The organism is Streptomyces sp. NPDC003077 (genome assembly GCF_040611095.1).
GTDB lineage: Bacteria > Actinomycetota > Actinomycetes > Streptomycetales > Streptomycetaceae > Streptomyces.
In genome coordinates, this window is record NZ_JBEXNM010000071.1 from 1 (window position 1) to 24815 (window position 24815).

Sequence of the window (24815 nt, forward strand, 5' to 3'; positions counted from 1 at the left end):
GCCCGGCCCGGGGGGCCCCACCCCCGGCCCGGTAGGACGGGGGGGGGGGCGTGGCGCTGACGGGGTCCGCGCACCGCCCCGCTCGGCGTGTCCGGAGCGTCTCAGGCGCCCGGCGGTACCCGGGACGGGCGGCCGGAGCCGCGTGTCAGGGAGTATCCGAAGATCCCGGCGAGGGCTGCCAGCAGGCCGCCCAGCGCCGTCCACACCCATCGGTCGGACCAGTGGCCCGAGGACCAGCCGCCCTCCGGCTCCAGCGCGCCGGCGGACCGCTTGCCCGCCGACGACGCGGGCGACGCGCTCTGGTCATCCCCCGGGCTCTCACCGTCCTTCGGGCTCGCCGAGGCGACGCCCGGCACGAGCGGGGCGGACAGCTTGCCGTCCACGGCGTACGCGCCGCCCGCTTCGGCCACGGTCGGCTCGAACGCGGCGCTGACCGGCAGGCCCAGGTCCTCCTGCGGCAGGCCGGTGACCGTCAGCCGTACGTAATAGGCGCCCGGCAGCGGGTCGTCGGACCACTGCTCCGCCCAGGAGCGGACCGTGCGCAGCGTGCAGGACAGCTCCACCGAGGCCGCGTCCGCCGCCGCCGTCCTGGACTGCGCGCCGTACGCGCACGCCTGACGGCGGCGCAGCCCGTCGTAGACGTCCAGCCGCCAGGTCGAGGCGCCGTGCCGGGCCGCCTTCGGCAGCGTCACCGTCGCCTTCATCGTGGCGCGCTGCCCGGTGTCCACGGGCACCACCCAGTACAGGTAGTCGCCGCTGGACGCGCCGGCTGTCGCCCGCTGCCCCGGCTGGACCGGTGTCGCGGTGCGGAAGGAGGTCCCCGCCTCGGTCGGCCCCGCAGCGGCGCCACTCGGCGAGGACGAAGACGAGGACGACGGCGACGGGCTGTCCGCCAGCGCGGAGCCCGCCGTGCCGAAGAGCGCGGCACCCGCCAGCAGGGCCGCGGTCACAAACCTACGGTTGCGCATCAGTTGGTCCTCCAGACGGCGATACGCCAGCGCGAGAGCCAGCCCCACAGCAGACCGGCCACCAGACCGGCGACCGCCAGCGCGCCCAGCAGCCACCAGCCCCGGCCCAGGCCGAAGGAGGCGACGTCCGAGGCGGTGGAGGGGCCGTCCACGAGGTCGATGGCCAGTTCCACCGGCAACCCCGGCTCGGTCTTGACCGAGGCGGGGGCCGCGAAGGAGTTGCTGAGCTGGAGGCAGACGGTCTCCGGCGCGTCCTTCGCGTCCCCGTCGGCGTTCTTCAGCAGCGCCTTGGGGTAACGCAGCCCGGATGAGATGACGTCGGTGCGCCCGTCGCCCGCCTCCGAGCCGCGCACGATCTCCCGGCCGTGCACGGTCGAGGCGCGCAGCAGGATGCCGTAGTCGTTGTTGACGGCGCGGTCGGCGCCGATGCTCGCCGAGGCCCGCAGTTCCTGGCCGGGCCGCACGTCCACCCGGTACCAGCGGTGCTCGGCGAACTTCTCGCGGTCGCTGTAGAGGCCCGGCTTGAGCACCGGCGCCTTGGCACACTGATCCGCGCCCTGGACCGCCACCGGGTTCACCACCGGATCGGCGGCCCGGTCGACCAGTTGGTGCACGCGGTCCCGGAGTTCGCTGGTGTGCTGGACGGAGGTGTAGGTGCCGCCGGTGGCCTCCGCGATGCAGCTGAGCTGGCGGCGGGTCTTGGCGTCCGGCAGCAGCCCGAGCGTGTCCACGGTCAGGTGGATGCCCTGGGCGGCGATGTCCCGCGCCACCTCGCACGGGTCGAGCGGGGCACAGGTGTCCTCGCCGTCCGTGATCAGCACGATGCGGCGGGTCGCGTCACCGCCCTTGAGGTCGTCGGCCGCGCCCAGCAGCGCCGGGCCGATCGGCGTCCAGCCGGTGGGTGCCAGCGTCGCCACCGCGGTCTTCGCCTCGGTCCGGTCCAGCGGCCCGACCGGGTAGAGCTGCTTGGTGTCCTTGCACCCGGTCTTGCGGTCGGGGCCCGGGTAGTTCGCGCCGAGGGTGCGGATGCCCAGCTGCACCTCGCCCGGCACCGCGTCCAGCACCTCGTTGAACGCCTGCTTCGCCGCCGCCATCCGGCTCTGCCCGTCGATGTCGCGGGCCCGCATCGATCCGCTGACATCGAGCACCAGCTCGACCTTGGGGGAAGGCTTGTCCGTGTCCGGTTCTCCGGCGGCTGCCGCGGTGGTGGGGCTGAGTCCCACGGCCAGGGTGGCGAGCAGCCCGCATACCCCGGCCACCAGCCGTTTTCTTGTGATCATCGCCGGATCGTATTGATGATCGGGGTCGGTGATCAAAACGGGGCGGGATCGGCTGACGCGAAGTCAGGGGTCGGAGCACCGGTCAGGTCGCGCCACTTGGGCGCCAGGAGCGTTCGGAGCGCGGACGGCATACGAGCGGTGCGGGGTGGCGTCCGGATGTGTCCGGGGAGCGTGCGGGAGCCGTCGGCGGCTGTCCCGCCGACCGGCCTTCGTCCACCGTCCGGGCCCCGGGCGGTCAGAGGCGGGCCTGGTCGTGGTGCGGTGCCCGGCGCCGGAAGCCGCGGCCTGCGCCGCGTCGGCGGGGCGCTGTTGTGGCCGCGGCCGGCCGCGTACGTGCGGGCGCGGGGTGGTCCGGTCAGTCGGTGGTCATGCGGGACGGGGCGCGGGGGGTGCCGTGCCGATCCAGGATTCCTTCGACGATCCTCATCAGCCGGTCCCCCGCCTGGTCGATGCTTCCGTTCTGCGTGCTGACCTGCGCGCCTTCGAGGAGGAAGGTGATCTCGGCCGCGGCCTGCTCGGGGTCGGGCAGCCTGGCCTCGGTGCACATGCCGACCAGTCTGCGGGTCTGGTGGGCCTTGTGCTCCTCGATCACCTGCCGTGCGGGGTGGGAGCGGTCGGGCAGCTCGGCGAGGGAGTTGACGAACGGGCAGCCCCGGTGTGAGAGCGCCGGCAGCCCCTCGGCGATGAAGCGGGCCAGGCCCAGGATCTGTTCCCTGGGCCGGCCGGGGTAGGCGGTCTCGACCCGGTCGAAGGCCGCCTGGTAGTCGGCGGCGACGATCCGCAGCCACTCCGCGACCAGCGCGTCCTTGGTTTCGAAGTGCCGGTAGATCGCCATTTTGGTGGTCTCGGCCCGCTCGGCGATCGCCTGGACGCCCACCCGCCGGATCCCCTCGCTCTGGAAGAGCTCTTCCGCCGCGTCGAGGATGCGCTCGCGCGGCGGCAGTTTGGCCACCCTGCTCGGCCTTCTGGTGGTCGATGCCATGACTGCTCCGTGACGTTCGGTCGTTTGTGCGGGCGGGTCCCCTCGCCTCTGCTACGGTACCAATCCGTTCCACGCGATACCGATCGGTATCGCTGGAGACCGATCGGTATTACTTCTTGTCCTGGAGTGACAGTGAGAGTTTCCGAGTACGTGAGCTTCGACGCGGTCGGGCTCGCGGAGTTGGTGGCCGGCGGCGAGGTGACCCCCGCCGAGGTGGAGGCAGCCGCACACGAGGCCGCGCGGGCGGTCAACCCGCGGATCAACGCCGTCGTGGAGACCTGGCCGGCCGACGACGAGCCCTCCCCCGGCAGCTCGCCGCTGGCCGGCGTCCCGTTCCTGATCAAGGACATCGGCGTCCCCATGGCCGGCAGGCCCATGGAGCTGGGCAGCCGTCTCGCGGCCGGCCACGTCGCCGGCGCCGACTCCTCCCTGATGCGGCGCTTCCGCCGCGCCGGCCTGGTGACGTTCGGGCGTACCGCGACGCCGGAGATGGCCTACGGCATCACGACGGAGCCCGTGCTGTACGGCGCGACCCGCAACCCGTGGGATCTGGAGCGGAGCGCGGGCGGATCCAGCGGGGGCGCGGGCGCGGCGGTCGCCGCCGGGGTGGTCCCGATCGCCCACGCCACCGACGCCGCGGGCTCGCTCCGCGTCCCCGCCGCCTACAACGGCCTGTTCGGGCTCAAGCCCACCCGTGGCCGGGTCTCCATGGGCCCCGGTGCCGACGAGGTCTTCAGCGGCCTGGCCGTGCACGGCAGCGTCAGCCGCACCGTACGCGACAGCGCCGTCCTGCTCGACCAGATCCGCGGTCCGGAACCGGGTGACCCCTACTTCGCCCAGGAGCCGTCGCGGCCGTACGCGGAGGAGGTCACCCGCCATCCGGGCTCGCTGCGGATCGGCGTCCTCTGCCAGGCGTGGGGCGGACGCCGCACCACCCCACCGGTCGCCGATGCGCTCGCCCGCACCGCGCGCCTGCTCGAATCCCTCGGCCACCGGGTGGAGGGGGCCGAGGCAGACCTGGGAAGCGACTGGGAGGAGTTCGTCCTGGCCAACGCCCGCGTGTGGACGGCGAACCTCGCGGCCTCGATCGACGAGCTGGCCGCGGCCTTCGACCGGCCCGTCGACTCCTCGACCCTCGAACCGGTGACCCTCGCCGGCCACCACTACGGACAGCGGGTCACCGGCCCCGAGTTCGTGGCCGCTCTCGGGATCCGGAACCGCGTCGCCCGCAGCCTGGCCCGGTCCTTCGACGCGTACGACGTGCTGCTCACCCCGACCTTGCCGGAACTTCCCGTGCCGTTGGGCACCTACGCCCAGGGCGCGGAGGCGCTGGACGGCCCGGGCTGGATCGACCGCGTCTTCGACCGCTCGCCGTTCACCGCGGCGTTCAATGTGGCGGGCACGCCCGCCATGTCCGTGCCGGTGACGGCCGACGCCGAGACGGGGCTCCCGATCGGGATGCAGTTCGCCGCCGGTTACGGACGCGAGGACCGCCTCTTCCGCCTCGCCGGCCAACTCGAAGAGGCCTGCCCTTGGGCGGACCGGACCCCCGCGGTGTGGGCGGGGGAACGTACGGGCCGCTGAGGAGCGCTCCTGGAGGGCCGGCGATCCGCGGAGACAAACACCCGTCTCGCCGGCCCCGCGCCGCGGGGCCGCGCTCTCCTCCTTCTCCTCCTCGACTCCTCGACGCCTCGACCGGGAACCGGCCCCTTGCCGCTCGACCAGGCCGAACGGGGCCGGACGCCTTCGGCGCATCGCCGGCTGCCCGTCGCACGCTCGGCCCGGCGTCGCCTGGCACCGCACCGTCCACCGGCCCGCGTCGCCTGGCGTCGCACCGCACCGCGCCGTCCGGTGAGAGCCCCGGCCCGTCCGCCCCTTCACCTGGTGATCGATGCGGTGCAGCATGTGGTCCGTCCCTCGCCCATGCCGCGCTCGCACGAGAACGGTCGGCCATGAACACCCTTACGGAATCCTCCGCGCCCAAGCCCCCGGCCCCGCGACGCGCCGTCATCGTCGGCGGCGGGCTCGCCGGCATGCTCGCCGCGGCAGCGCTCCACGAGGCCGTCGACACCATCACCATCCTGGAGCGCGACGAACTCCCCGCGGACGCGGCCCCGCGCAAAGGACTGCCGCAGGCCCGCCACGCCCATCTGCTGTGGTCCGGGGGCGCCCGGGCCATGGAAGACCTGCTCCCCGGCATCACCGACGCGTGGATCGCGGCGGGCGCGCGGCGCATTCCCCTGCCCACCGGCCTGGTCTTCCTCAGCCCCCAGGGCTGGTTCCAGCGCTGGGAGGAAACACACTTCACGATCGCCTGCAGCCGCGACCTCATGGACTGGGCGGTGCGCGTCCGCGTCCGGGCCCTGCCGAAGGTCACCGTCCTGACCCGAACCGAACTCCTCGCCCTGTCGGGCAGCGCCCAGCGTGTCACCGGCGTGCGCTACCGCACCGCGGAGGGACAGGAGGACACCTTGCCTGCGGACCTGGTGGTGGACGCCGGCGGGCGCGGCTCCCGCGCTCCCGACCTCCTGGCCCGGCTCGGCATCCCGCCCGTGCCCGAACGCGAGGTCGACTCCGGCCTCGTCTACGCCAGCCGCGTCTTCCGCGCACCGGCCGGAACGGAGGGGTTCCCGGTGGTATACGTCCAGGCCAACGCCCAGGAAGCACGGCCGGGGCGGGCCGCGACGCTCGTCCCCATCGAGGGCGGCCGATGGCTGGTGACGCTCTCGGGCACCCGGGGCGGTGAACCCTCCAGCGCCAACGAGGCGTTCGCGCCGTTCGCCCGAGCCGTGCGGCACCCCCTCGTCGGTGAGCTCATATCCCACGCCGAACCGCTGACCGACGTGGTGGTCACCCGCAGCACCGTCAACCGCCGCAGATACTTCGAGAAGGCCGAGCGCTGGCCCGAGGGATTCGTCGCGCTGGGGGACGCGGTCGCCTCGTTCAACCCCGTGTACGGGCACGGCATGTCCGCAGCGGCCCAGGGCGCGCTGGCCCTTCGCCGGCTCGTCGCCACCGAGGGCCTCGGCCGCGCGGGACTGGCGCGTCGCGTCCAGCGGGCCCTGGCCCGGCCCGTGTCCCTGGCGTGGAACCTGTCCACCGGGCAGGACATCTTCTTTCCCGGCGTCGTCGGGGGGAGCCCCACCCTCGCCGACCGCGTGCTGAGCGGGTACGTCGCACGCCTGCAGAAGACCGCGACCGGCTCCTCCCGGGTCTCCAAGGCGCTCACGGACGTGATGACGCTCCAGGCGCCGCTGACCACCCTCGTCACGCCCGGGCTCCTCTGGTCCGCGGCGCGCGGGCCCCTGCGCCGCCCCCTGGAGGGACCGCCCCTGACCGCGCGGGAGCGGCGGGCCCGCCGCGAGGCACCCCGGACGGCCCACGGCGCGGGCTGACCGGCGGCGATCCGCCCGTCCGAAGGGCGGCTTCCCCGCGCTCCCCTACTGGTACCGGTCGGCCGTCCTCCGCCGCACTGCTCGCGATCAGCGGTCGGCGGAGCCGTGATCCACCGGCTGAGCACGTTCCCTCGGGTCCCAGTGCGGTGACGGTGTGGCGGAAGACGGTGCGTCCGTCCGCTGCCGCTTCGGCCCGTACGAGGACGCCCGTCGCCGGGTCCACGGTGAAGTGGCACGTCAGGGCCTCGTCCGGGGCCCAGGCGCTGAACGGGAAAGTGCGCAGGGGACGGACCGTGGCCCGGAGGGAGCCGGGTGATGCGGCCGTGACGTGGGCGAGGTGGGAGACGATACGGGCCGGGGTGAGGAGTTCGGCCAGGCGGGCTGCCGCCGGGCTGGTCCGGTCCGGTGCGTAGTCGCCCGTCATCGTCAGGGTGTCCCGGTCGCGGGAGACCGTCCAGGAGCGGGCGGAGGGCACGGACGTGAGGGAGAGGTCGTCATGGGGATCGGCCTCGATGTGCACTTCCGCGGTCAGACGGACGGGCTCCAGCAGGGTGGTGGCCATGCGGGCCAGGGTCGAGGCCGCCCGCGCCGAAGAACGCACATCACGGATGTTCAGTTCGCCGACCCGGGCCGTCGCCAGAGTGCCCCGTTCGTCGTGGAGCTGGGCGGAGCGGAGGACGCCCGTGTCCGGGTCGAGCCGGACGGCCAGGCTGTGGGCGCCCGGTGGCAGCCAGGGGTCGGTGGGGACGGCGAACAGCGGGTGGGGAGTGAGGGTGAGGTCGATGCCCTCCCGGCCGCGGCATGCCCGGATCACCGACCCGATGCCCCGGATCAGGCGGGCCGGGTCGAGCAGTACGGCCCACGGCTCGTCGCTGTCCTCTTCCCGGAGGCGGCGGGAGGAGATCCCGTCCAGGGGGAAACGCTGCCGTCCCCCGTGCCGCCGGGTCGTCGGGTCGCCCACCACGGCGGCGCCGAAACGGCCGCCGAGCTCCGCTTCGGTGGCGCGTGCCGCGTACTCGATGTCGATCACCGCGTCTATGAGCGCGTCCTCGGCGGCCGTCGACGCGATCCGGGACAGTGCCCAGGCGGTCAGCCGCTCACCGTCCGTGGGCGGGTCGCCCAGCCAAGGGGTAGCTGTCATGAGGCCCAGGTCTCCTCTGTGCCAGGACGGTTCGGTGCCCATTGCACGTACAGTACGCGGTACGGATGGCCCGGCGGCGGCGCGCCGATGACCTCGATGGTGTACGAGCCGCCGTTGTTGTCCATGGTCCGGCAGCCGGGTTCGGTGATCCCGGCCCCGCGGGCCAGGACCTTCTGCCGCCGGGTGTCCTCGTCCGGGATGCCGGACGCGTCGATCGTGCTGTGCGGCATGAAGGAGACGTACGGGGGGCGAAGCGGCCGTGACGGTGACCTGACGGGCCGTCCGGCATCGGGCCGGAGCTTCTTCCCGGTGGGACGCCCGCAATCCGGCTGTCGCGGTGCCGTCTTGTGCCGGCGGCCGTCCCACTGGCCCGCCACCAGCGGTGCCGCCGTGGTCTCGGGCGGTCGGAAGGACCGGGCCGGGGGACGGTGACGCCGCCGCCGGTTCCGACCACTGGGCCCGGGGCGGCTCGGGCGACGATTCCGCGCAGGAGACGAGCGGGGCGGCGGCACCGCAGGCCGCCGCCCCGCTCACCATCGCGCATGCTCTTTGTGCGTTCGAGCACTCGGCCGACCGGCTCTCGCACGGCTTCTCGTGCCGCCTGTGCGACCAGCGCCAGGCTTGATCCGGTCGGGTCGGCCGAGTCGCTCGGTTCGTCAGCCAGTCCCGTCAGTCGGCCCGGTCAGTCGGTCCGGTCCGCCCGTTCGTCCGGCAGGGAGCTGGCCGGGCGTTCCGGTACGGCGGTGGTGGTGCGGGTGATGGCCTCGGCGTTCTCCGCCGCTTTCCGCGGGTCGGTGACCCACAGGCGGTAGAAGTCGAACGGGCAGTCCGCCACCCCCGCCGTGCCTTCCCCCGCGGCCTGGATTCCGGAGTAGCCGCGGTGCAGCAGCTTGAACAAATGGTTCTGGGACTGGTCGTAGGTCCGCGCGTCACGAATGGCCGATACCGAGAGTTGCGCGAATTGGATGCCGTACTCCTCTTCGCCGGTCTCGCCCAGGGTGCGGCCGTCGAAGCCGATGATCGCGGAGTGGCCGAAATACGAGTACACCCCGTCGAAACCGGTGGCGTTGGCCACGGCGACGTAACAGTTGTTCGCCCAGGCCATGGCTTTGGCCATCAGGACCTGCTGTTCCTTGGCCGGGTACATGTAGCCCTGGCAGCGCACGATCAGTTCGGCGCCTTTCATGGCGCAGTCCCGCCAGATTTCCGGGTAGTTGCCGTCATCGCAGATGATCAGCGAGATCTTCAGCCCTTTCGGCCCTTCGGTGACGTACGTGGAATCGCCCGGATACCAGGCTTCCACCGGACACCACGGAAGGATCTTGCGGTACTTCTGCACGATCTCACCCCGGTCGTTGATCAGGACGAGGGTGTTGTACGGCGGGGTGTCGGGATGGTTCTCGTGCCGTTCGCCGGCGAGGGAGAAAACGCCCCATGTGCGGGCCGTTCGGCAGGCCGCGGAGAAGATCTCGGTCTCCTCGCCCGGAACGGCAGCCGCGGTGGCGTACATTTCATCCGTGTCGTACATGATTCCCTGGGTGGAATACTCGGGGAACACCACGAGATCCATTCCGGGCAGGCCGGTCTTCATGCCCACCACCATGTCGGCGATCTTGCGGGCGTTGTCCAGCACCTCTTCCCTGGTATGCAGGCGGGGCATCTTGTAGCCGACCACCGCGACGCCGACCGTGTCCGGGCTCGACGCGATGTCACCGTGCCGCATGGTTCGCTCCTTCCCGTTCACCGGCTATTCCCGTCCGTCCCTTTCCTTTGGATCCTTCGGACGGAGAACACCAGGAAAGCGTGAGCCGCGCGGAGTGGGCTAGCCTCGGGACCCGCGGCCAACCGGGTCCGGCCTTGATCGGCTTTACGGCGGTGGGGGCGCGCGGCGATCACCGCCAGGGCCGTATCAAGGCGCCGGGCCGGTCCCCTGCGTCCGCCCGAGCCACGACCGTGCGGGGCGAGACCCGTGACGGGGCACGGCCGCGCTCAGCGTCTCCGGCGTACCGGGCGGGTCCAGCCTGCTCGCCAAGCCGCCTGGCGACCACCGCACGCCCCTGGTGCGAGCCCGGGCGGACAGGGTCAGGGGCGCAGGCCCTTCAGCCCGTCGTAAGCGGCCATCACGATCTCCAGTCCGCGGTTGTCGCCCTCGGGAACGAGCATCTGGTTCGTCACGTACGCCACCACCATGCGGGCATCGGGCTCGATCATGACCATCGACCCGCCCCAGCCGCCCCAGCCGTAGGTGCTGCCGAACAGCCCGTAGCCCAGGCCGTAGCGCATCGCCATGCCGAGGACGCGGTCCTCGCCCCTGAACTGCTCCTCCCATGCACGGTCGCAGCCCGCCTGCGACAGCAGCCGCACTCCGCGCGCCGCTCCCCCGCACGCCATGACCGACTGTACGAGGGCCACGGAGCGGGCGTTGCCGAATCCGCTCGCCGCGGGGATCTCCGCGCGGCGCCAGGCCACGCTGTTGCCGTCACGCACCCGCAGCCGGGTCCCGGCGGCAGGGGGAGCGCTGCCGGGCGCGCTCGCGGCGTAGTCCTCGTCCCGCGACGGCGGCGGAAGGGTGGGCGAGACCCGGTGGTCGTGCTCGGCGGACAGCCCGATGTGGAAGTCCGCGCCGAGCGGCCCGGCCACCTCGTCCGCGAAGAACGCGCCCACACCGCGGCCGGTGATCCGGCGCACGACCTCCCCGACGAGGAAGCCCTGGGTGATCGAGTGGTATCCGGCCGCGGTGCCCGGCTCCCAACGGGGGGCCTGCGCGGCCAGCCGCGCCGTGGCGGCCGGCCAGTCGTAGAGGTCCTCGACCGTCCCCTCCCAGTCGGGCAGGCCCGCGGTGTGTGCGAGCACGTGCCGCACCAGCACGCCCTCCTTGCCCGACGCGGCGAACTTTGGCCAGTACCGGGCGACCGGCGCCGCCAGGTCCAGTTCGCCGCGGTCGGCCAGGATCAGGGCGCACAGCGCCGTCATCGTCTTGGTGGTGGACCAGACGTTGGTGATCGTGTCGCGCTGCCACGGGAACACGCGGTCCGCGTCGGCGAAACCGCCCCAGACGTCCACCACCGGCTCACCGTCCACGAAGACCGCCGCCGACGCCCCCGTGTCCCCCGCGTCCAGCAACCCCGCCAGCGCGCTGGGCACCGCGGAGAACAGATCATCATAAGTGCCGTGTATTTCGGCCATGCACGGAATTGTGTCCGCATGGCCACACCGCGGTCACCCGAATTCGGTGGCGACGGGGGGCACCGCCGCGCCGGTGCGGAACCCGTCGGCCGATGTCCTGCCGTCACCGGCGACCCCGGCGGGGAACCGGCGCCTGGCCGGCGGCCTCGGCCGCCCGTGTGTGGCTGGGCCCCGCTCCCCTCCGTCCTCCAGCGGGTCCTTCGGAATCGGCTGGAGGGCGGACCGGGGAAAGGGCGTCACAGCGGACTGCGGGCCGCACGTCCGCGCACCGTCAGAGGGTCTTGACCCTCTTCGTGTAGGCGTACGGAAGGCCCTCAAGGCTGCTCAGATCCACCTCGGAACGGACGGCGTCGCCCTTGCCGAAGGGCAGGCTGTCCGCGGCGGCGGGCATCGTGACCTGTATGTCGTGCACCTCCTCATCACAGGTCAGCTTGTGGATCGAGGTGGAGCCCCGGGGATTGTCGACGTTCCAGTCCCGGTCGGCCAGCTCCCAGGAGACGCTCATGTACAGCTCGGGGGTCCGCTCGCAGACATAGGTGACGCCGACGGTGACGGCCTTGTTCGGCGCGAGCGCGATGTCGCGGATGATCACGTTGTTGTTGAGGGAGCCGGGCCAATCGCTCTGGGCGACCGCCGGAGCGGCAGTGGCCACGGCACCCGTACCGATCGCGAGGACGGCGAACGCGGTGGCGCCGAGGCGGCGAATCCGTGCGGACTGCATGCTGCATCTCCCTTTTTCCGGCCGGGGGTTGGTACAGGGCTCCGGCATCATCACACCGTCCTCTCTCGCCGTGCTCTCGGTTCGTCCTTGGCGGTCATCAGGTACCGGTGGGTGCGCTGCCGCCTGGCCGCGGGCCCCGCCGGACAGGCGGCGTCGCCGTCTGAGATCCTGGCCGGATGGACACAGACGGGCACCCTGAAGTACAGCTGACGGTACGGCCGTTCACCGACGAGGACACCGGCTGGGTGCGTGAGCTGTTCACCGCGCGCTGGGGAGGGACCGTCTCGGTGAGCCGCGGGGTCGCTCACGACACCACGGCCCTGCCGGGATTCGTGGCGCGACGGCACGGGAGGCGGGCCGGCGTCGCGACGTACCGCGTCGATGGCCGCGAGTGCGAACTCGTCACGCTCGACTCCGTGCGGCAGGGAGTCGGGGTGGGCAGCGCGCTGGTGGATGCCGTGGTCCGGGCGGCACGCGCGGCAGGGGCCTGCCGCCTGTGGCTGGTCACGACGAACGACAACGTGCGGGCCTTGCGGTTCTACCAGCGTTACGGTTTCGACCTCGTCGCCCTGCACCGCGACGCCGCGGATCAATCGCGCCTGCTCAAACCGACGATCCCCGCACTCGGCCTGGACGACATCCCGATCCGCCACGAGCTTGAACTCGAACTTCCGCTGTCGTGAGGCGCCGAACCGCTTGCGGGTGCTGCCGCCGCCCCGGCTGCCGTCCGCACCGCGGACCAGCCGTGAACCGTCGGCAGATCAGTCCTCCCTCATAGAGCGCAGGAGCCGGGCCCGTTGGCCGGTCCTACCGCTGCTCTCCCTGTCTGCTCGCGGTGGGTGGCGGAAGACACCCTGATCAGGCACCACCCCGGCATGGCGCCGCAACGCGTCTTCGATCATTTGGCTTGAGCGGATGACCACGGCCGCTGTCCGTTCCTGCGGCCATATGGCGACGAGGTAGTACTCAAGCGGCTCCTCGCCGACTCCGTCCGGGTTGGCCGCGCGCCCCCGGGCATGGACGCGCATGCGGTACCAGCCCGGCCCGTGGGGGTTCAGCACCGGGAGGTCGTCCGGCGTGATCACGTAACCGGAATGGACGCGCAGGTCGCCTTCGACGGTCCGGACGCTGATCTCCACGATCTCGTCCCACTCAGCGGCATCCACCGCCGGCGGGGCGTCGAGGACTTCGGCCCGGATGCTTACGTTGCCGGTGTTGATGCCGGTGAGGATCCACGCTCCGAGATCCATCGGCGCGGCGAGACCGTTGGACCATCGCACCGTGTCCATGGGCACCGGGGCGTCGTCCGAGACGGCGAAGATGCCCTCGTTGACGAACATGACAGACGATGTGGTCACGCGTACGAAACTAGTGCCTCCTGACGGGCGGCGCTCCCCCGTGTGGCTGTGTCAGTAGGTCGGGATGGCGTTTGCAAGCGGCTTCGGACGGCGTTCCGGGACTGAATCGTTGATCGACATCAGCGAGTTCCGATGTCGCTTGTACGTGCGGAGCACGTTTACCCGGTCGATGTGCTCCGTCCGTCGCCGGCCCTCGGACCGCGAGATGTGGCGGTGCACGGCCGTGCCCCCGGCGGCGTGCCGGGCCGGGGGCACGGAGGAGCAGGGCTCTAGGCGAAGTTCTGCTGAACGGCCCAGGCGCTGTTGTCGGAGCCGCGGTAGACGACCACGACGCGGTTGTCGTGGTACCTGGCCGGGACCGGCCGGCCACGGTGCCGCCCAGGTGGGCGGCGTCGGCGAAGTCGTCGCCGTTGGCCTGTTTCTGCTCGCAGACGTACAGGGCGCGGGTGTCGGCGATGACGAAACCTCCAGGCGGCCGTCCATGGCCAGGACCGCCACCGGCGTTTCCCCGATCTTGCCCTGGGTGGTGCCCGGGATGTTGTAGACCATGCCGTGGCCGGCGGGCTGGACGGCGTGGTAGCCGACGTTGCCGGCCCGCCACAAGACGCGGATGCGCCCGTCCGCGTCGGTGACGGCCGTGGGCGGCCCGATGACCCCGGCGTTGCGCGCGGAGACGATGAAGTAGCTGCTCCAGCTGCTGGTGCTGTCGGGGCTCTTCTCCCTGATCCCCCAGATCTCGTCGGCCGCACCGTGGACGAAGACCTGGATCAGGCCGTCGCCTCCGAGCACGCGGCCGGGGCCAGTGAGTTGTGCGTGCCGGTGTCGCCGGCCAGGCTCTCGGGCCGGTTCCAGCCGCTGGGGTAGGTCACGCTCGTCTGGCAGACGTGCCACAGCGCCCGGTCGGTGCCGTTGTAGAAGACCGAGACGCGGCCGTCCGCGTTCAGGGCCACGGCCGGGTCGCTCGCCGCACCGGAGGCGATCTTCGTGAGCGCGTACGCGTCGGTGTTCAGCCCCGCCTGCCGGGCGGCCCAAATGCTGTCGTCCGGGCCGCGCCACACGACGCTGATGATGCCGTCGGGGGCACGCACGGCCACCGGGGAACCCGCGACGTTTCCGGCGCTTCCGGCGATCGGTGTCCAGTCGCCCCAGGTCCCGTCCCGCTTCTGCGACCTGACGTACAGGTCCCAACCGCCGCCCCGCACGAAGACCGACAGGCGGTCGTCCGCGTTCGCGGCCACCGCCGGATCAGCGGTGATCCCCCCTTCGAGAGTGAACGGCGATGCCCAGACCAGCCCCGGAGTGGTCGAAGGTGCCATGGAAGCCTCCCCTTACCCCACTCGCACTGCACGACACGGCGAACCGGCAGGACCGCGCCATCTCGGCGCAGGCGCACACCCGCCCGGCGTAGACGATGCTGGTGGCCGGCCGCGGCGACAAGCCCGGCTTCCAGCCTGTTCATCCGGCATCTGAGGCGGCAAACGGCGGGAACGTCTGCTCGTCGTCCGCGCGGTGGTGAACCGGGTGCCGAGCCTCGCCCGCCGATCTGCACCAGCGCCGACGTCGGCGGCCGTCGTTCGCGGACGGGCCCTCGCCGCGGGCCTCCAGCGCGACCGCGTCCGCGGTCGGCGCACCGCTGCGGCAAGCCGCAGCACGGACCGCTACCAGAGCGCGATCCTGGAGCGGTACAAGTTGTGCGTCGAGACGGCCGACCGGGTCGGTCCCCGCCGCAACCTCACCAACACCTTCTTCCTGACGCTCAACACCGCGGTCGTCGCCGCCCTCGCCACCGCCTCCCCGGCGAACTGGCGCGGCGGTCCGGTGTGGCTGCTGCCGGCGGGGCTGATCACCCTTCTGACCCAGTGCCTGGCCTGTTTCGTGATGACGCGCTCCCACCGCCGGCTCAACGCCACCAAGTACGCGGTGATCGGCGCACTGGAACGGAGGCTGCCGGCGCTCGCGTACTCGGAGGCGGAGTGGGGCGCCCGGGGCGCGGGCCGTAACTGGCGGCGCCACGTACCGCTGACCTATGTGGAACAGGGGGTGCCGCTCATTTTCGGCGCGGCGTACACCGCCGGGTTCCCGGCCGCCGTGCGCTGGGCGCCGGGGCCGCGAGGCATCGGGCGGGCTCGGCGGCGTCCGCCGCGCGTCAGGAACCGGAACGGCCGTGGCGAGCCTTGCGCAGCCCCGTCGCGGCGAGGCCGCACAGCGCGCCCCAAAGGGCGTTGATGGCGAAGAGCGGGACGATCGCCTGCGGCTGGGCGAGGGGGCCTTGGAGCCTGCCCGTGAGCAGTGGGGAGAGGATCGCGCTCAGGACCAGCACGGCCAGCGCGTACGCCAGGCCGGTGACGACGAGGGTCAGGAGCGGTTCGCGGACGCGGCGCAGGCCGACGGCGGCGATCCAGGTCAGGGAGATGACCAGGGTCAGGAGCAGGGGGGTGGCGGGTTTGCCGAGCGCGTCGCTCAGGCCGAGGAGGGAGAACAGGGGGCGGACGAGAGCGACGGCGGTCAGGCCGGCGATCAGCGGTCGGTTCAGGCCGCGCAGCCGCCGGCTCATCGGGAGGCTGGTGTCGGTGGTGGTGTGCATGGCTCCAGCGTCGCCGGGCGCCCCCGTCCGGGGCGTCGGCCGACGGCGGGCACCTGCCCTACCCCACCGGTTGCGGCGGCGCGGCCGGGCCTACCACCGTGGTGGTACAGCGGGCGCGGGGAGGTTCCGCCGCGGGGCGGGGGCACCGGCCGGGCGGCCTGTTTAGGCTGGCCGCATGGCCCCCGACCTCGTCCTCCGTGCCCGTCTGTGGCCGCCGCGCGGGCGTGCGGCGGACCTCGCCCTCGCCGGTGGCGTCTTCCTGGTGGTGGCCGTGGGCAGCCTGCGGTCGCTCATCGGCGCGCGGGAGGAGCCCTGGCCGGTCACCGTCCTGGGGTGGGCGCTGATCCTCGCGGCCTGCGGGGCACTGGCCCTCTCCCGCCGCCGTCCCGTGGCCGTCGGCGCTTTCGTGCTGGCCGCCACGGCCTCGTACTACCTGACCAGCGTGTACGACGGGCCGCTCATGCTCGCGTTCGTCGTGGCGCTCTACCGGGTGGCGGCCGAGGGGCACCTCCAGGCGGCGAGCGCGCTGGCCGCGCTGATCGTCGTCGGGACGGGCATCGGCACGCTGGCGGGCAACCACGACGTGACCGGCGTCGCCCTGTTCATGCTGACCGGGTGGCTGGTCGGGACGGTCGCGCTGGGCTGGGTGCGGCACACCCGCCTGGTCCACGCCCGGGAGGTAGAGCGGCGGGCGGCGACCGAGGAGCGGCTGCGCATCGCGCGGGAGCTGCACGACGTCATCGGCCATCACATCTCGCTCGTCAACGTCCAGTCCGCGGCGGCGCTGCGCCGCCTGCACAAGGACCCGGCCACCGGCGCCCTGCAGGCCGCAGAGGCGCTCGGCGCGATCAAGGAGTCCAGCCGGGAGGCGCTGCGCGAGCTGCGGGCGACGCTGGGGGTGCTGCGGCAGGTCGACGAGGCGGCGCCGACCGCCCCCGCGGCCGGGCTGGAGCGGCTCGGCGAGCTGGTCGCGTCCGCCCGGCTCGCGGGGCTGGACGTGCGGACGCGGACGGGCGGCGCGCACGGGGCGCTGCCCACCGAGGTGGACCTGGCCGCATACCGCATCGTCCAGGAATCGCTCACCAATGTGGCCCGCCACGCGCACGCCACCACCGTCACCGTCCGCGTCGACCGCGGGCCGCGGCACGTCACGGTCGAGGTGAGCGATGACGGGCGGGGGCCGGGGCCCGGCGGCGTGCGGGGCGGCAGCGGCATCGCCGGTATGCGCGCGCGGGCCCGCGCGCTGGGCGGAGAGCTGACCGCGGGGCTCGCGCCGGGTGGAGGGTTCTCGGTACGGGCCCGGCTTCCCTACACGAACGGAGCGCTTCCCCCGTCATGATCAACGTTGTGCTGGCGGACGACCAGCGCCTGGTGCGCGCCGGGTTCCGCTCGATCCTGGAGGACGAGGAGGACCTCGCGGTGGTCGGCGAGGCGGGTAACGGCGAGGAGGCGCTCGCCGTCTGCCGGGAACTGCGCCCCGACGTGGTGCTCATGGACATCCGCATGCCGGGCGTCGACGGTCTGGAGGCCGCCCGGCGGATCGCCGCCGACGCCCGGCTGGACGGCGTCAAGGTGGTCATCCTGACCACCTTCGACCTCGACGACTACGTGTACGCGGCACTGCGCGCCGGGGCCTCCGGCTTCCTGGTCAAGGACACCGAGCCGGAGGAACTGGTGCACGCCGTGCGGGTGGCGGCCCGCGGCGACGCGCTGATCAGCCCGTCGGTCACCCGCCGCCTGATCGCCGAGTTCGCCGCGCGGGTCAAGGCCCCCGAGCCCGGCCCGCGGCTGGGCGTCCTGACCGAGCGGGAGCGCGAGGTCATGGTCCTGGTGGCCGCCGGACTGACCAACGACCAGATCGCCGCCCGCCTCGTCCTCAGTCCCGCCACCGCCAAGACCCACGTCAGCCGCATCATGACCAAACTGGACGTGCGCGACCGCGCCCAGCTCGTGGTCCTGGCGTACGAGTCCGGCATGGTCACCCCCGGCTGGCTGACCGAGGAACAACCGGGGGCGTAGCCGGGCGCCGGCACCCGCGACCGGTGGGGTACGGCAGGTGACCGCTCCGGGCCGACGCCGCCGGCCCGCCTCGGGACGAGGCTGTTGACCATGAACACGCGTTCCCCTTCCGGCAAGGCCGCTGCCGCCGTCGCCGGTTGCCTGGTCGGCGCCGCCGCCGGGTTTCTGCTGACCGAGGGCGTGGCGGCCCTCTTCACCCTCGTCCTGGGCCGCGCCCCCGACCTGAAGGGGGCCGGGGTGCTGCTGGGTGCGTTCGTGGCCGTGCCGATCGGCTGTGCCGTGCTCGGCGGCGTTGTCGCCGTCCGGCGCGCCGGGCGGGCCTTGGGGCCGTGGAAGGGGGGCGGGTGAGTCGTGCCACGCTCCCGGGCCGGGACCGTGTCCCGTTGGGCCCGCCTCGCCCGGTCGACTCCACGGTCCGCATCGGGAGCGGCCCCGGCCGGAGCCTCGCCGCGGCGGCACGTGGGGGGACACCGTTCGCGGCGTCCCGCCCCGTGCTCGATCAGTCCCACGTCATGTTGATCTCACGCTCGAAATTGACGTAACCGGCGCGCCGGAAGGCGCGTGCCATCGGGACGTTGCCGAGGTCCGTGGCCGCGCGGACGCGGGGGACGTGCCGCGCGGCGAGAATGCGGGTGCCCTCGGCGAGGAGGTCGTCGACGTAGCCGTTGCCGCGGTGCGGGGGCAGAACCCCGAGGTAGGCGATGATCGCGTTGTAGTCGTTGCGTGCCGGGATGACGAACCCCACCGGCTCGCCGTGGGGCAGCGTGGCGATGCGCCACCAGTCCCGCGGGCTCGGGTAACGCGTCAGCTCGTCCTCGTACTGTCTGACGGCCGCTTCGCGAGCGGACATCCGCTTGAGGTCGTCGCGGCCGTGCGCGTCCAGCGTCCCGTCCAGGACGTCGGCCATGAGCGCCACGATTTCCCCGGCACCGTGGACCGGCCGGAAGGCGAGGCGCCCGCCGGGCTCGGGGACCTTCGCTTCCGGGCGCCATTCCAGGCGCAGTCGTTCGACGAGGAGGCGGGCGCCGGTCCGTTCCAGCACCGTCATGCGGTTCTCGACGGCGCGCCTGGTGGCCGCGTTCTCGCGCCAGTCCGGCGGGACGAAACGGCTGTACTCGGGTGGGCGGGACCCGTTCGGGAGGATGGCGGCCATCGCGGTGCGTAGGAGCCGCGCCCCGATGCCCACGGGATCGAGGCCCGAGGCGCGGTCGTCGATGTCGAGGACGTCGAGGAGGAGCGGTGGGTCGCCGGCGGATCGGCTCCACCAGGCCGCCCTGGCCAGCAGGCGATCACCGCGCAGGGCGACCCACATCCCTTCCGGTCGCCGGCGGCCGGTGGCGAGGTCGTCCGCCAGTTCTCCGTTGAGGACGTAGGGAAGGTGGCGGAAGAGGTCGAGTTCTTCGCGTCCGGTGATCGGACGCACGGTCAGGTCGTTCGTTTCCACGGTCGAGGCACGCTCCGGTGACGGCGCCCGTCCGCTCCGGGGGTCAGACGCGGTCCGCACCCCGGGAGGACACCAGCGCTGTGATCAAGGGGCTCACGGGCTTGTCCCTCCTCTCGCTGTCGTGTTCCCCGTCCTGTGTGGTGGGGGGTTCGGGAGCAACATCTATCCCGTCACCGTCCTTGTAAGCAAAGCTTTTTCGATCGCCTGACTGCCATCTGGCCCCGTATCGCCGCACAGCCCCTCTGTTCACGGTGACTCCGGCGATATTCAGCGGCCCCGCCGGGTCGGCTTCCAGCGCCCACACAGGTGACGAGCGGATGACGCCTTGCCGTGGCCCCGGCCCCGGTCACCCGCGAGTACGGCTCCGGGTGGGGCCTTCAGACCGTCATAAAACCGGTGACGGCGCCAGCGGTGGCCAATTCGCCTGGGGTCGGTCGGCTGACGATGTCAAAGCCGGTCCACGGCGCGAGACGCGCGCGGGGTGTCGGCCGACGTGCGTACTTCGCCCGGTCCGTTCGTCTGTGGTCCGAGCCGCCGGACCGGCCCCCTTCGTCCCTCGTCACGCCGGTCCGCGGGGCGCCGGGAGTTCAGCTCCGGAGGAACGGCCACCGGTGGCGGCGTGCCGCGCGGCGGGTGGCGCGGGCCTCGCCGGAGTGGCCCGCCGCCCGCAGGAACGTCGCCAGGGTCCGCAGGGCCCGGACGAGGCCCTCCCGGTGCCGGCGCGGATTCACCGCCACCAGGTCGCGGTGCGCCTCGGCGGATCGCCGCAGCATCTCGATGGCCTGCGGCCGGCGCCCTGCCGACCACAGCGCCAGCCCGAACTGACCGAGCGCGAAGGCGTACGCCGGGCCGTGCTCCGGCAGGTTCCGGGCGGCCAGGCGACGGCGCACGTCGGTGATCTCCTCCAGCACGGAAAGGTGGTCCCGCCCTGAGGAGGAGCCAGGCAGGTGCGCCAGAAGCGACGCTCCGTACGTCCGGACGTCCACGCGCGCCATGTAGCGGTAGACCGCGAGTCGGGCCTCGTCCAGGGCGGCGCACGCGTCCGACCTGTCGTACGCGGTCTCGGCGACGTCGCTCAGGTCGTGAGGGCGGGACGCCCGGGGCTGGCGGGCGAGCAGCGTGTCGGCCTCGTCGCGCGCGGCGCGTGCGGCGCAGGGGTGTCCCCCGGCTTCCAGGACGCGGGCGTGGACCCTGAGGGATCGCTCCAGCGCGGCTTCCAGCGCGTCCGGGTTCGCCTTCGCGCACCGCCGGTCGATCTCCACCGCACGGGTACTCGCCGCCAGGGCGCGCTCGTACGCCTCGGGCCGCACGCGGGACACCGGGCCCCGCGGCACCAGCAGCCGTGCCAGGTTGGACAGGGCCAGGGCCAGGGTCCCCTCGCGGCCGGGCGGATCGACGCCGGCCCTCTTCTCCAGGAGGAGGACGGCCCCGTGCGTCGCGGCGAGGGCGGCGGGTTCCTGGAGCGCCGCCGCGAGGTCCACGCCGAGGTTGAGGAGGGTGGTCGCCAGCTCCCGGTCGTAGGCGCCGGGTCGCTCCCGCGACAACCGGAGGTAGGCCTCCAGCGCCTCGGCCTGGGCCCGCAGGCCCTCCACCCACTGCCCGTTGCGCCGCAGGGCCCCGGCGTGGGTGGAGAGGGCGAGGGCCAGCGGGGCACGGTGGCCGTCCGGATCGGCGCGGGCCAGCCGACGCTCGATGTCCACCGCCCGGCGCCCCGCTTGCGCGGCTTCCTCCCCGCGCCGGAGCCGGTCGAAGCCGGCACAGAGGTTGTTCAGCACCACGGCGAGGTCGGCGGCGTGCGTTCCGGGGTCCCGCGCCGCCAGTTCCTCATACAGGGCGACGGCGCGCTCCGTCGCGGCGTGCGCCTCCTCGTAGCGCGCGGCGCCGGTCAGCGCGCCCGCGAGCTTGTTGTGCGCGTGGGCGTGCCGGGCGGGGTCGTCGGTGGTGGCCAGCCAGTGGGGGACGAGACGGAGGAGAAGGGCGGCGCGGGCCGGGTCGAGATCGGGGCTCTCGTGGCGGGGCAGCCATCCCTCCACGGCCTCCAGGAGGTCGGGGGTGATGTCGTCGAGGGCCACGAGGGCGCCGAGCGCGCCGCCCCCGGCCGCGACGGCGAGCCACGGAGCCCGCTGGAGCAGCGGGTACAGGTGCTGGTGGCGCAGATGGGGCCACCGCTGCGCGGACGCGGCCAGGAGGGTCATCGCGCGCGGAGTCCAGTCGGTCACGCGCGCGTCGGCGGTGCGCGGCAGCAGGGTGCTCAGGGCGCGCGGCGCCCAAGGGGCCGACGGGTAGTCGGCGGCGTGCCCGGGGAGCGTGAGGGCGAGGAAGTCCTCGGCCAACCGGTCGGGGACCAGCGGCTCCAGGACCGTCGGCCGGTCGGGGTCGGCCGGCGGGTAGCAGGTCGCGTGGTCGTCGAGGGTCTGCTCGACGGGGTGGGCGGGGCGCGTCGTGCCGGTGATCTGCTCGTCGGGAGGGGCTGGGCGGGCCGTCGCCGTGAACCGCTCGTCCGGGCGGGCGGGGCGCGCCGTCCCGGTGACCCGTGCGATGGCGTCATGGCTCGTGGGCCGCGCGACCGGCCCGGTGACCCGCTCGCCCGGATCGGCCGGGCGTGCCGTCCCGGTGACCCGATCGTCCGGGTGCGCGGGGCGCGCCGTCTCCGTGGCCCGCGCGACCGGGTGGGCCGGATGGGCCGTCCCCGTGACCCGCTGGACCTGATCGGCCTGATGCGCCGTCCCCATGACCCGCGCGATGACGGCACGGCCCGTGGGCCGCGCGACCGGCCCGGTGAGGGCGGCGGCGAACACGGTGCGGTTCATCACCTCCGGCGGGGTCGTGTACGTCGCGCCCGCCGCGGCCGGGCCGGGGGCCGTGCCGTGCTCGTACAGCAGCGTCCAATGGCGCCGTTCGCGGTCGAGGAGGTACGTGGCGAGGCCCGCGGCGTCCGTCGGCGGGCGCCGTCCGTACCGGTGGGCGTCCACGGCGACCAGCGCGGCCATGTGGATGCCGAGCGTCAGCCCGAAGTCGTCGCCGTCCAGGGGCATCGGCGGTCCGATACCCGTCGCGGAGGTCAGTTCGTGCCGGGCGGCGAAGCTGTCGCGGGCGGCGCGGAACATGTCGGCGCGTTCCCCGCCGCCCGCGTCCCCACCCGAGAGAGGTTCCAGGACGTGGGCGGAGGTGGCGGCCTGCGCCTCGACGAGGCACGCGCGCACGGCCGGCCACAGGTCGGTGCCGCGGGCGAGCATCAGCACGCGGGTCGGCAGCCCCCGCCGGGCCAGCAGTTGGTTGCTCAGCAGCCAGGTCAGGTGGAGCAGGGGCCACTGGTCGGCGTAGTCGACGACGAGGAGGAGCCCGGCGGCGCCGTCGGTCCGCAGGTCCTGGCTGCCGGGCGGCGGCAGTACGGCTCCGGGACCGTGGACGGCCCGCACCACCTTCCAGCCCTCCGCGGCGGCCTCCCCGGCGAACGCCGCCGCGAGACGGCTCTTGCCCTGGCCGCCGGGCCCGTGGAGCCAGCGAACGGCGAGCCGGCGCTCCGACGTGCGCCAGGCGTGCAGGTCTGCGAGGTCACCGGCGCGGCCCGTGAAGGGAACGATCTCGTGGCGGGCGCTGAGCATGCGGCTGGGCAACTCGCGCAGCCACCGCGGGTCCGCGTCCGGAGCGGGGGACCAGTTCACCAGCAGGTAGACGGGCGGGCCGCCCGCATACACGTGGATGTCGGCCCCGATCGCGCCGTAGGCGAAACCGCCCTCGGCGCGCACCTGCTGGCCCGCGGGAGAGCCCTGGCCGGTCACGCGGGGACGTCGCCGGCGGCCGGCGGGTACGGGTGCACGTGCACGCTGCTGCCCGGGCCCTGCGCGCCGAACGCCGTGCCGCCGGTGTGCGCGGTGATGTGCTGCGTCCAGGTCTGCGCCGCGGGAGGCAGGGCGGCAGCGGTCTCGGCCACCAGGGATCGCAGGTCGGCGGCGGCTTCCGGGTGGTCCCGCAGCAGCGCGGCGATCCGACGTGCCCAGAGGCGCGCCAGGTCCTCGCGTACGCCGTCGGCCTCGGCCCCTTCGTCCAGGACCAGTTCGGCGTCACCGTCCAACTGGGCTTCGAGAGCCGCCGTACGCTCCGCGTCCCGGCGCCGGAAGAGTTCCACGACCCGGTGCCGGGTCCCTTCCCATGCGCTGGTGGCCATCGCCGCCACGACGGTGGTCGCCCCCGTCATGGCCAGCACGGTCATCGGATCCGACATGAAGTCCCCCGTCGGTTGGTGCGGTTGTGCGGGTCAGGCTAATCGGCGTGTGGCGTCTCTCCCGCGACAATCCCCCGATGGGGTGGTGTTGCGGGCACCGGGCTGCCGCGTGGGAGTTATCGAGGGGGTGGGTGGTGCTCGTCGCCTGTACTGGACGGTCCTTTTCCTGGTGGCTGTTTGGCTGAGGCTCCTTCCCTTTCCGGCGGTTCTTGGGCTGGTGCCCTTTCCGGCGGTCCTTGGGCTGGTGGTATCCCTGTCGACGCCCTTGGGCTGGAGATCGTCTTTCACCGGTGGCTCCTCCCCCACCTGTTCCGTCGAGGCCGAAACGCCCTCGTTCGGATCCGCGCCACGGCGGATCAGGCGGCGTGCGGCGGCAGTCGCCGCTCGGCGAGCCGCCGGATCGCGGTGAGCCGGTCCGCGTCCCATCCGGGCCGCGGCGGCAGGCCTTCCAGCATCCCCCGCAGCCGCTTGGCCTCGATGATCGTCACCCCGTGCAGCTCAAGGCGGCCCCGGGGCGCCGGAACGGCCGCGCCGTGCACGGCGATGACCGGCCGGACGGGCACACCGAGCGCGCGGGACGCCTGCTCGGCCTCCCACAAGACGGTCTGTATCTCGCGTGTCTTGTCGTACCGGCCGTAGCGCAGCAGTCCTCCGTAGACGGTGACCCGTGCCCGCTTCGCGCGCCAATTCTTGGTGTCTATGTAGGCCACTCCGGCGGGACCGGCGACCAGGTGGTCCAAGTTGGCCCGGCCGGCGGGGACGGCGCGGTCGTGCAGGATCACGTAACCACGGCGGGCGAGCGGGGCGAGCAAGCGGGCGGTGCGCTCCTCGCCGGCCGCGCCGATCGCCCAGGTGTTGACGCCGCGCCGATAGGTCTGCCACACGGCGTACGCCAGTACCCCGACGGCGGCCGGCACCCCGATCCCCCAGCCCCACAGCGCGCCCAGCGCCCAACCCACCACGGCGGCACCCACCGCGGCCCACGGGAGGAACCGCCGGGCGCGCTCGTGCTGGGCGACGCGCTGAGCGGCCCGGACGACCCCGGCCATCCGGCGGGCGCTGGCTCCGGCACCCGCACCACTCCCCCGTACGCCCATCGTTTCTCCCCCTCCTGCCGACGCTCCACCTCCGACACCAGAACGGTAGCGAGAGGCACTGACATCTCCCGTCGCCCAGGGCACGTCCGCTTGCATGCGTCTCCGTCCGTCTCCAGGTGCCCAAGGCGCGCCCACGGAAGTTGACCAACTCCCCATGGAATACCGGCCGGTCGCCTTCCGGCATCCATCCGGTTCCGCGGGAAATCAGCAGGCCGCTCACCAAAGGAGAGCGATTCGCTTTCCCGGGACAATGGGTGAACACCGGGCGCAGATATGGATTCGCTGACCGTGGACGGTTCTCCCGTTGTGTTTCCGCTCCCATTCCACGGCCGGGTCAGAGCTCCTGAAGAGAGCAGGTCCGCAGGTCAGCTCCTTGCGGAGTGACCGCCAGTCATGTGGTCGCGCCGCTGTCGGG

22 protein-coding genes are annotated in these 24815 nt (G+C 73.2%); 7 read left to right on the forward strand and 15 right to left on the reverse strand.

Annotated elements, in window-relative coordinates:
• Positions 1-101: 101 nt before the first annotated feature.
• The 3 genes from ABZX96_RS31730 to ABZX96_RS31740 all read right to left on the reverse strand — a co-directional run bounded on the left by ABZX96_RS31730 (position 102) and on the right by ABZX96_RS31740 (position 3230).
• The gene (locus ABZX96_RS31730; RefSeq protein WP_355551045.1) at positions 102-968 is read right to left on the reverse strand and encodes a hypothetical protein; all 867 of its coding nucleotides are present in this window, start codon (positions 966-968) and stop codon (positions 102-104) included.
• The gene (locus ABZX96_RS31735; RefSeq protein ID WP_355551047.1) at positions 968-2248 is read right to left on the reverse strand and encodes a VWA domain-containing protein; all 1281 of its coding nucleotides are present in this window, start codon (positions 2246-2248) and stop codon (positions 968-970) included. The genes ABZX96_RS31730 and ABZX96_RS31735 overlap by 1 nt, the downstream gene beginning before the upstream one ends.
• A 355-nt stretch (positions 2249-2603) precedes the next feature.
• Complete coding sequence (locus tag ABZX96_RS31740) at positions 2604-3230, reverse strand: helix-turn-helix domain-containing protein (protein WP_355551049.1); 627 nt, start codon at positions 3228-3230, stop codon at positions 2604-2606.
• Positions 3231-3362: 132 nt separating this feature from the next.
• Here ABZX96_RS31740 and ABZX96_RS31745 point away from each other — a divergent pair, with 132 nt between their 5' ends.
• Together ABZX96_RS31745 and ABZX96_RS31750 are read left to right on the forward strand one after the other, a co-directional pair.
• Positions 3363-4814: an amidase gene (locus ABZX96_RS31745; RefSeq protein WP_355551113.1), complete on the forward strand. Its 1452-nt coding sequence runs from the start codon at positions 3363-3365 to the stop codon at positions 4812-4814.
• A gap of 368 nt (positions 4815-5182) precedes the next feature.
• On the forward strand, positions 5183-6625 hold the full coding sequence (locus ABZX96_RS31750; protein ID WP_355551050.1) for an FAD-dependent monooxygenase: 1443 nt from the start codon (positions 5183-5185) through the stop codon (positions 6623-6625).
• Positions 6626-7762: 1137 nt separating this feature from the next.
• On the opposite strand, the gene ABZX96_RS31755 is transcribed toward ABZX96_RS31750, so the two are convergent.
• From ABZX96_RS31755 to ABZX96_RS31770, 4 genes are all read right to left on the reverse strand, one after another.
• Complete coding sequence (locus tag ABZX96_RS31755; protein ID WP_355551052.1) at positions 7763-7996, reverse strand: hypothetical protein; 234 nt, start codon at positions 7994-7996, stop codon at positions 7763-7765.
• 452 nt (positions 7997-8448) lie between these two features.
• The gene (locus ABZX96_RS31760; RefSeq protein WP_355551054.1) at positions 8449-9489 is read right to left on the reverse strand and encodes an aliphatic amidase; all 1041 of its coding nucleotides are present in this window, start codon (positions 9487-9489) and stop codon (positions 8449-8451) included.
• A gap of 359 nt (positions 9490-9848) precedes the next feature.
• Positions 9849-10952, reverse strand: a complete 1104-nt coding sequence (locus tag ABZX96_RS31765) for a serine hydrolase domain-containing protein (protein WP_355551056.1) — start codon at positions 10950-10952, stop codon at positions 9849-9851.
• A gap of 271 nt (positions 10953-11223) precedes the next feature.
• Positions 11224-11673 (reverse strand): hypothetical protein, encoded by a 450-nt coding sequence (locus ABZX96_RS31770; protein WP_355551058.1) that lies wholly within the window; start codon positions 11671-11673, stop codon positions 11224-11226.
• 245 nt (positions 11674-11918) lie between these two features.
• On the opposite strand from ABZX96_RS31770, the gene ABZX96_RS31775 reads away from it, so the two are divergent.
• A complete protein-coding gene (locus ABZX96_RS31775; RefSeq protein WP_355551060.1) occupies positions 11919-12356 on the forward strand; it encodes a GNAT family N-acetyltransferase in 438 nt (145 codons plus the stop codon).
• Between the two features lie 78 nt (positions 12357-12434).
• Here ABZX96_RS31775 and ABZX96_RS31780 read toward each other — a convergent pair whose 3' ends face one another.
• The 3 genes from ABZX96_RS31780 to ABZX96_RS31790 are packed head-to-tail and all read right to left on the reverse strand — an operon-like array spanning position 12435 to position 14347.
• Entirely contained in the window at positions 12435-13031 is a 597-nt protein-coding gene (locus ABZX96_RS31780) for a hypothetical protein (protein WP_355551062.1), read from the reverse strand.
• Positions 13032-13082: 51 nt separating this feature from the next.
• Positions 13083-13820 (reverse strand): hypothetical protein, encoded by a 738-nt coding sequence (locus ABZX96_RS31785; protein ID WP_355551064.1) that lies wholly within the window; start codon positions 13818-13820, stop codon positions 13083-13085.
• Complete coding sequence (locus ABZX96_RS31790) at positions 13799-14347, reverse strand: hypothetical protein (protein ID WP_355551066.1); 549 nt, start codon at positions 14345-14347, stop codon at positions 13799-13801. The genes ABZX96_RS31785 and ABZX96_RS31790 overlap by 22 nt, the downstream gene beginning before the upstream one ends.
• A 205-nt stretch (positions 14348-14552) precedes the next feature.
• Here ABZX96_RS31790 and ABZX96_RS31795 point away from each other — a divergent pair, with 205 nt between their 5' ends.
• Positions 14553-15257: a hypothetical protein gene (locus ABZX96_RS31795; RefSeq protein ID WP_355551068.1), complete on the forward strand. Its 705-nt coding sequence runs from the start codon at positions 14553-14555 to the stop codon at positions 15255-15257.
• On the opposite strand, the gene ABZX96_RS31800 is transcribed toward ABZX96_RS31795, so the two are convergent.
• Positions 15178-15615 carry a hypothetical protein gene (locus tag ABZX96_RS31800; RefSeq protein ID WP_355551070.1) on the reverse strand — a complete coding sequence of 146 codons (438 nt, stop codon included), beginning with the start codon at positions 15613-15615 and terminating at the stop codon, positions 15178-15180. The two genes, ABZX96_RS31795 and ABZX96_RS31800, sit on opposite strands and share 80 nt — an antisense overlap.
• 175 nt (positions 15616-15790) lie before the next feature.
• Here ABZX96_RS31800 and ABZX96_RS31805 point away from each other — a divergent pair, with 175 nt between their 5' ends.
• The 3 genes from ABZX96_RS31805 to ABZX96_RS31815 all read left to right on the forward strand — a co-directional run bounded on the left by ABZX96_RS31805 (position 15791) and on the right by ABZX96_RS31815 (position 17982).
• Positions 15791-16954 (forward strand): sensor histidine kinase, encoded by a 1164-nt coding sequence (locus tag ABZX96_RS31805; RefSeq protein ID WP_355551072.1) that lies wholly within the window; start codon positions 15791-15793, stop codon positions 16952-16954.
• Positions 16951-17634, forward strand: a complete 684-nt coding sequence (locus tag ABZX96_RS31810) for a response regulator transcription factor (protein ID WP_355551073.1) — start codon at positions 16951-16953, stop codon at positions 17632-17634. Before ABZX96_RS31805 ends, ABZX96_RS31810 begins: the two co-directional genes overlap by 4 nt.
• A gap of 90 nt (positions 17635-17724) precedes the next feature.
• A complete protein-coding gene (locus ABZX96_RS31815; protein ID WP_355551075.1) occupies positions 17725-17982 on the forward strand; it encodes a hypothetical protein in 258 nt (85 codons plus the stop codon).
• A gap of 151 nt (positions 17983-18133) precedes the next feature.
• On the opposite strand, the gene ABZX96_RS31820 is transcribed toward ABZX96_RS31815, so the two are convergent.
• From ABZX96_RS31820 to ABZX96_RS31835, 4 genes are all read right to left on the reverse strand, one after another.
• Positions 18134-19078, reverse strand: a complete 945-nt coding sequence (locus ABZX96_RS31820) for a bifunctional aminotransferase class I/II-fold pyridoxal phosphate-dependent enzyme/GNAT family N-acetyltransferase (RefSeq protein WP_355551077.1) — start codon at positions 19076-19078, stop codon at positions 18134-18136.
• A 587-nt stretch (positions 19079-19665) separates the two neighbouring features.
• The gene (locus tag ABZX96_RS31825) at positions 19666-22860 is read right to left on the reverse strand and encodes a tetratricopeptide repeat protein (RefSeq protein ID WP_355551079.1); all 3195 of its coding nucleotides are present in this window, start codon (positions 22858-22860) and stop codon (positions 19666-19668) included.
• On the reverse strand, positions 22857-23303 hold the full coding sequence (locus ABZX96_RS31830) for a hypothetical protein (RefSeq protein WP_355551081.1): 447 nt from the start codon (positions 23301-23303) through the stop codon (positions 22857-22859). The genes ABZX96_RS31825 and ABZX96_RS31830 overlap by 4 nt, the downstream gene beginning before the upstream one ends.
• A gap of 356 nt (positions 23304-23659) precedes the next feature.
• Positions 23660-24400 carry a nuclease-related domain-containing protein gene (locus ABZX96_RS31835; RefSeq protein ID WP_355551083.1) on the reverse strand — a complete coding sequence of 247 codons (741 nt, stop codon included), beginning with the start codon at positions 24398-24400 and terminating at the stop codon, positions 23660-23662.
• Between the last annotated feature and the right edge of the window lie 415 nt (positions 24401-24815).

Excerpts from the sequence above, each read along its gene's own strand:
- ABZX96_RS31730 (WP_355551045.1), bottom strand. The coding sequence starts at position 968 with ATGCGCAACCGTAGGTTTGTGACCGCGGCCCTGCTGGCGGGTGCCGCG.
- ABZX96_RS31735 (WP_355551047.1), bottom strand. The coding sequence starts at position 2,248 with ATGATCACAAGAAAACGGCTGGTGGCCGGGGTATGCGGGCTGCTCGCC.
- ABZX96_RS31740 (WP_355551049.1), bottom strand. The coding sequence starts at position 3,230 with ATGGCATCGACCACCAGAAGGCCGAGCAGGGTGGCCAAACTGCCGCCG.
- ABZX96_RS31750 (WP_355551050.1), top strand. The coding sequence starts at position 5,183 with ATGAACACCCTTACGGAATCCTCCGCGCCCAAGCCCCCGGCCCCGCGA.
- ABZX96_RS31755 (WP_355551052.1), bottom strand. The coding sequence starts at position 7,996 with ATGCCGCACAGCACGATCGACGCGTCCGGCATCCCGGACGAGGACACC.
- ABZX96_RS31760 (WP_355551054.1), bottom strand. The coding sequence starts at position 9,489 with ATGCGGCACGGTGACATCGCGTCGAGCCCGGACACGGTCGGCGTCGCG.
- ABZX96_RS31765 (WP_355551056.1), bottom strand. The coding sequence starts at position 10,952 with ATGGCCGAAATACACGGCACTTATGATGATCTGTTCTCCGCGGTGCCC.
- ABZX96_RS31770 (WP_355551058.1), bottom strand. The coding sequence starts at position 11,673 with ATGCAGTCCGCACGGATTCGCCGCCTCGGCGCCACCGCGTTCGCCGTC.
- ABZX96_RS31790 (WP_355551066.1), bottom strand. The coding sequence starts at position 14,347 with ATGGCACCTTCGACCACTCCGGGGCTGGTCTGGGCATCGCCGTTCACT.
- ABZX96_RS31800 (WP_355551070.1), bottom strand. The coding sequence starts at position 15,615 with ATGCACACCACCACCGACACCAGCCTCCCGATGAGCCGGCGGCTGCGC.
- ABZX96_RS31805 (WP_355551072.1), top strand. The coding sequence starts at position 15,791 with ATGGCCCCCGACCTCGTCCTCCGTGCCCGTCTGTGGCCGCCGCGCGGG.
- ABZX96_RS31810 (WP_355551073.1), top strand. The coding sequence starts at position 16,951 with ATGATCAACGTTGTGCTGGCGGACGACCAGCGCCTGGTGCGCGCCGGG.
- ABZX96_RS31815 (WP_355551075.1), top strand. The coding sequence starts at position 17,725 with ATGAACACGCGTTCCCCTTCCGGCAAGGCCGCTGCCGCCGTCGCCGGT.
- ABZX96_RS31830 (WP_355551081.1), bottom strand. The coding sequence starts at position 23,303 with ATGTCGGATCCGATGACCGTGCTGGCCATGACGGGGGCGACCACCGTC.
- ABZX96_RS31835 (WP_355551083.1), bottom strand. The coding sequence starts at position 24,400 with ATGGGCGTACGGGGGAGTGGTGCGGGTGCCGGAGCCAGCGCCCGCCGG.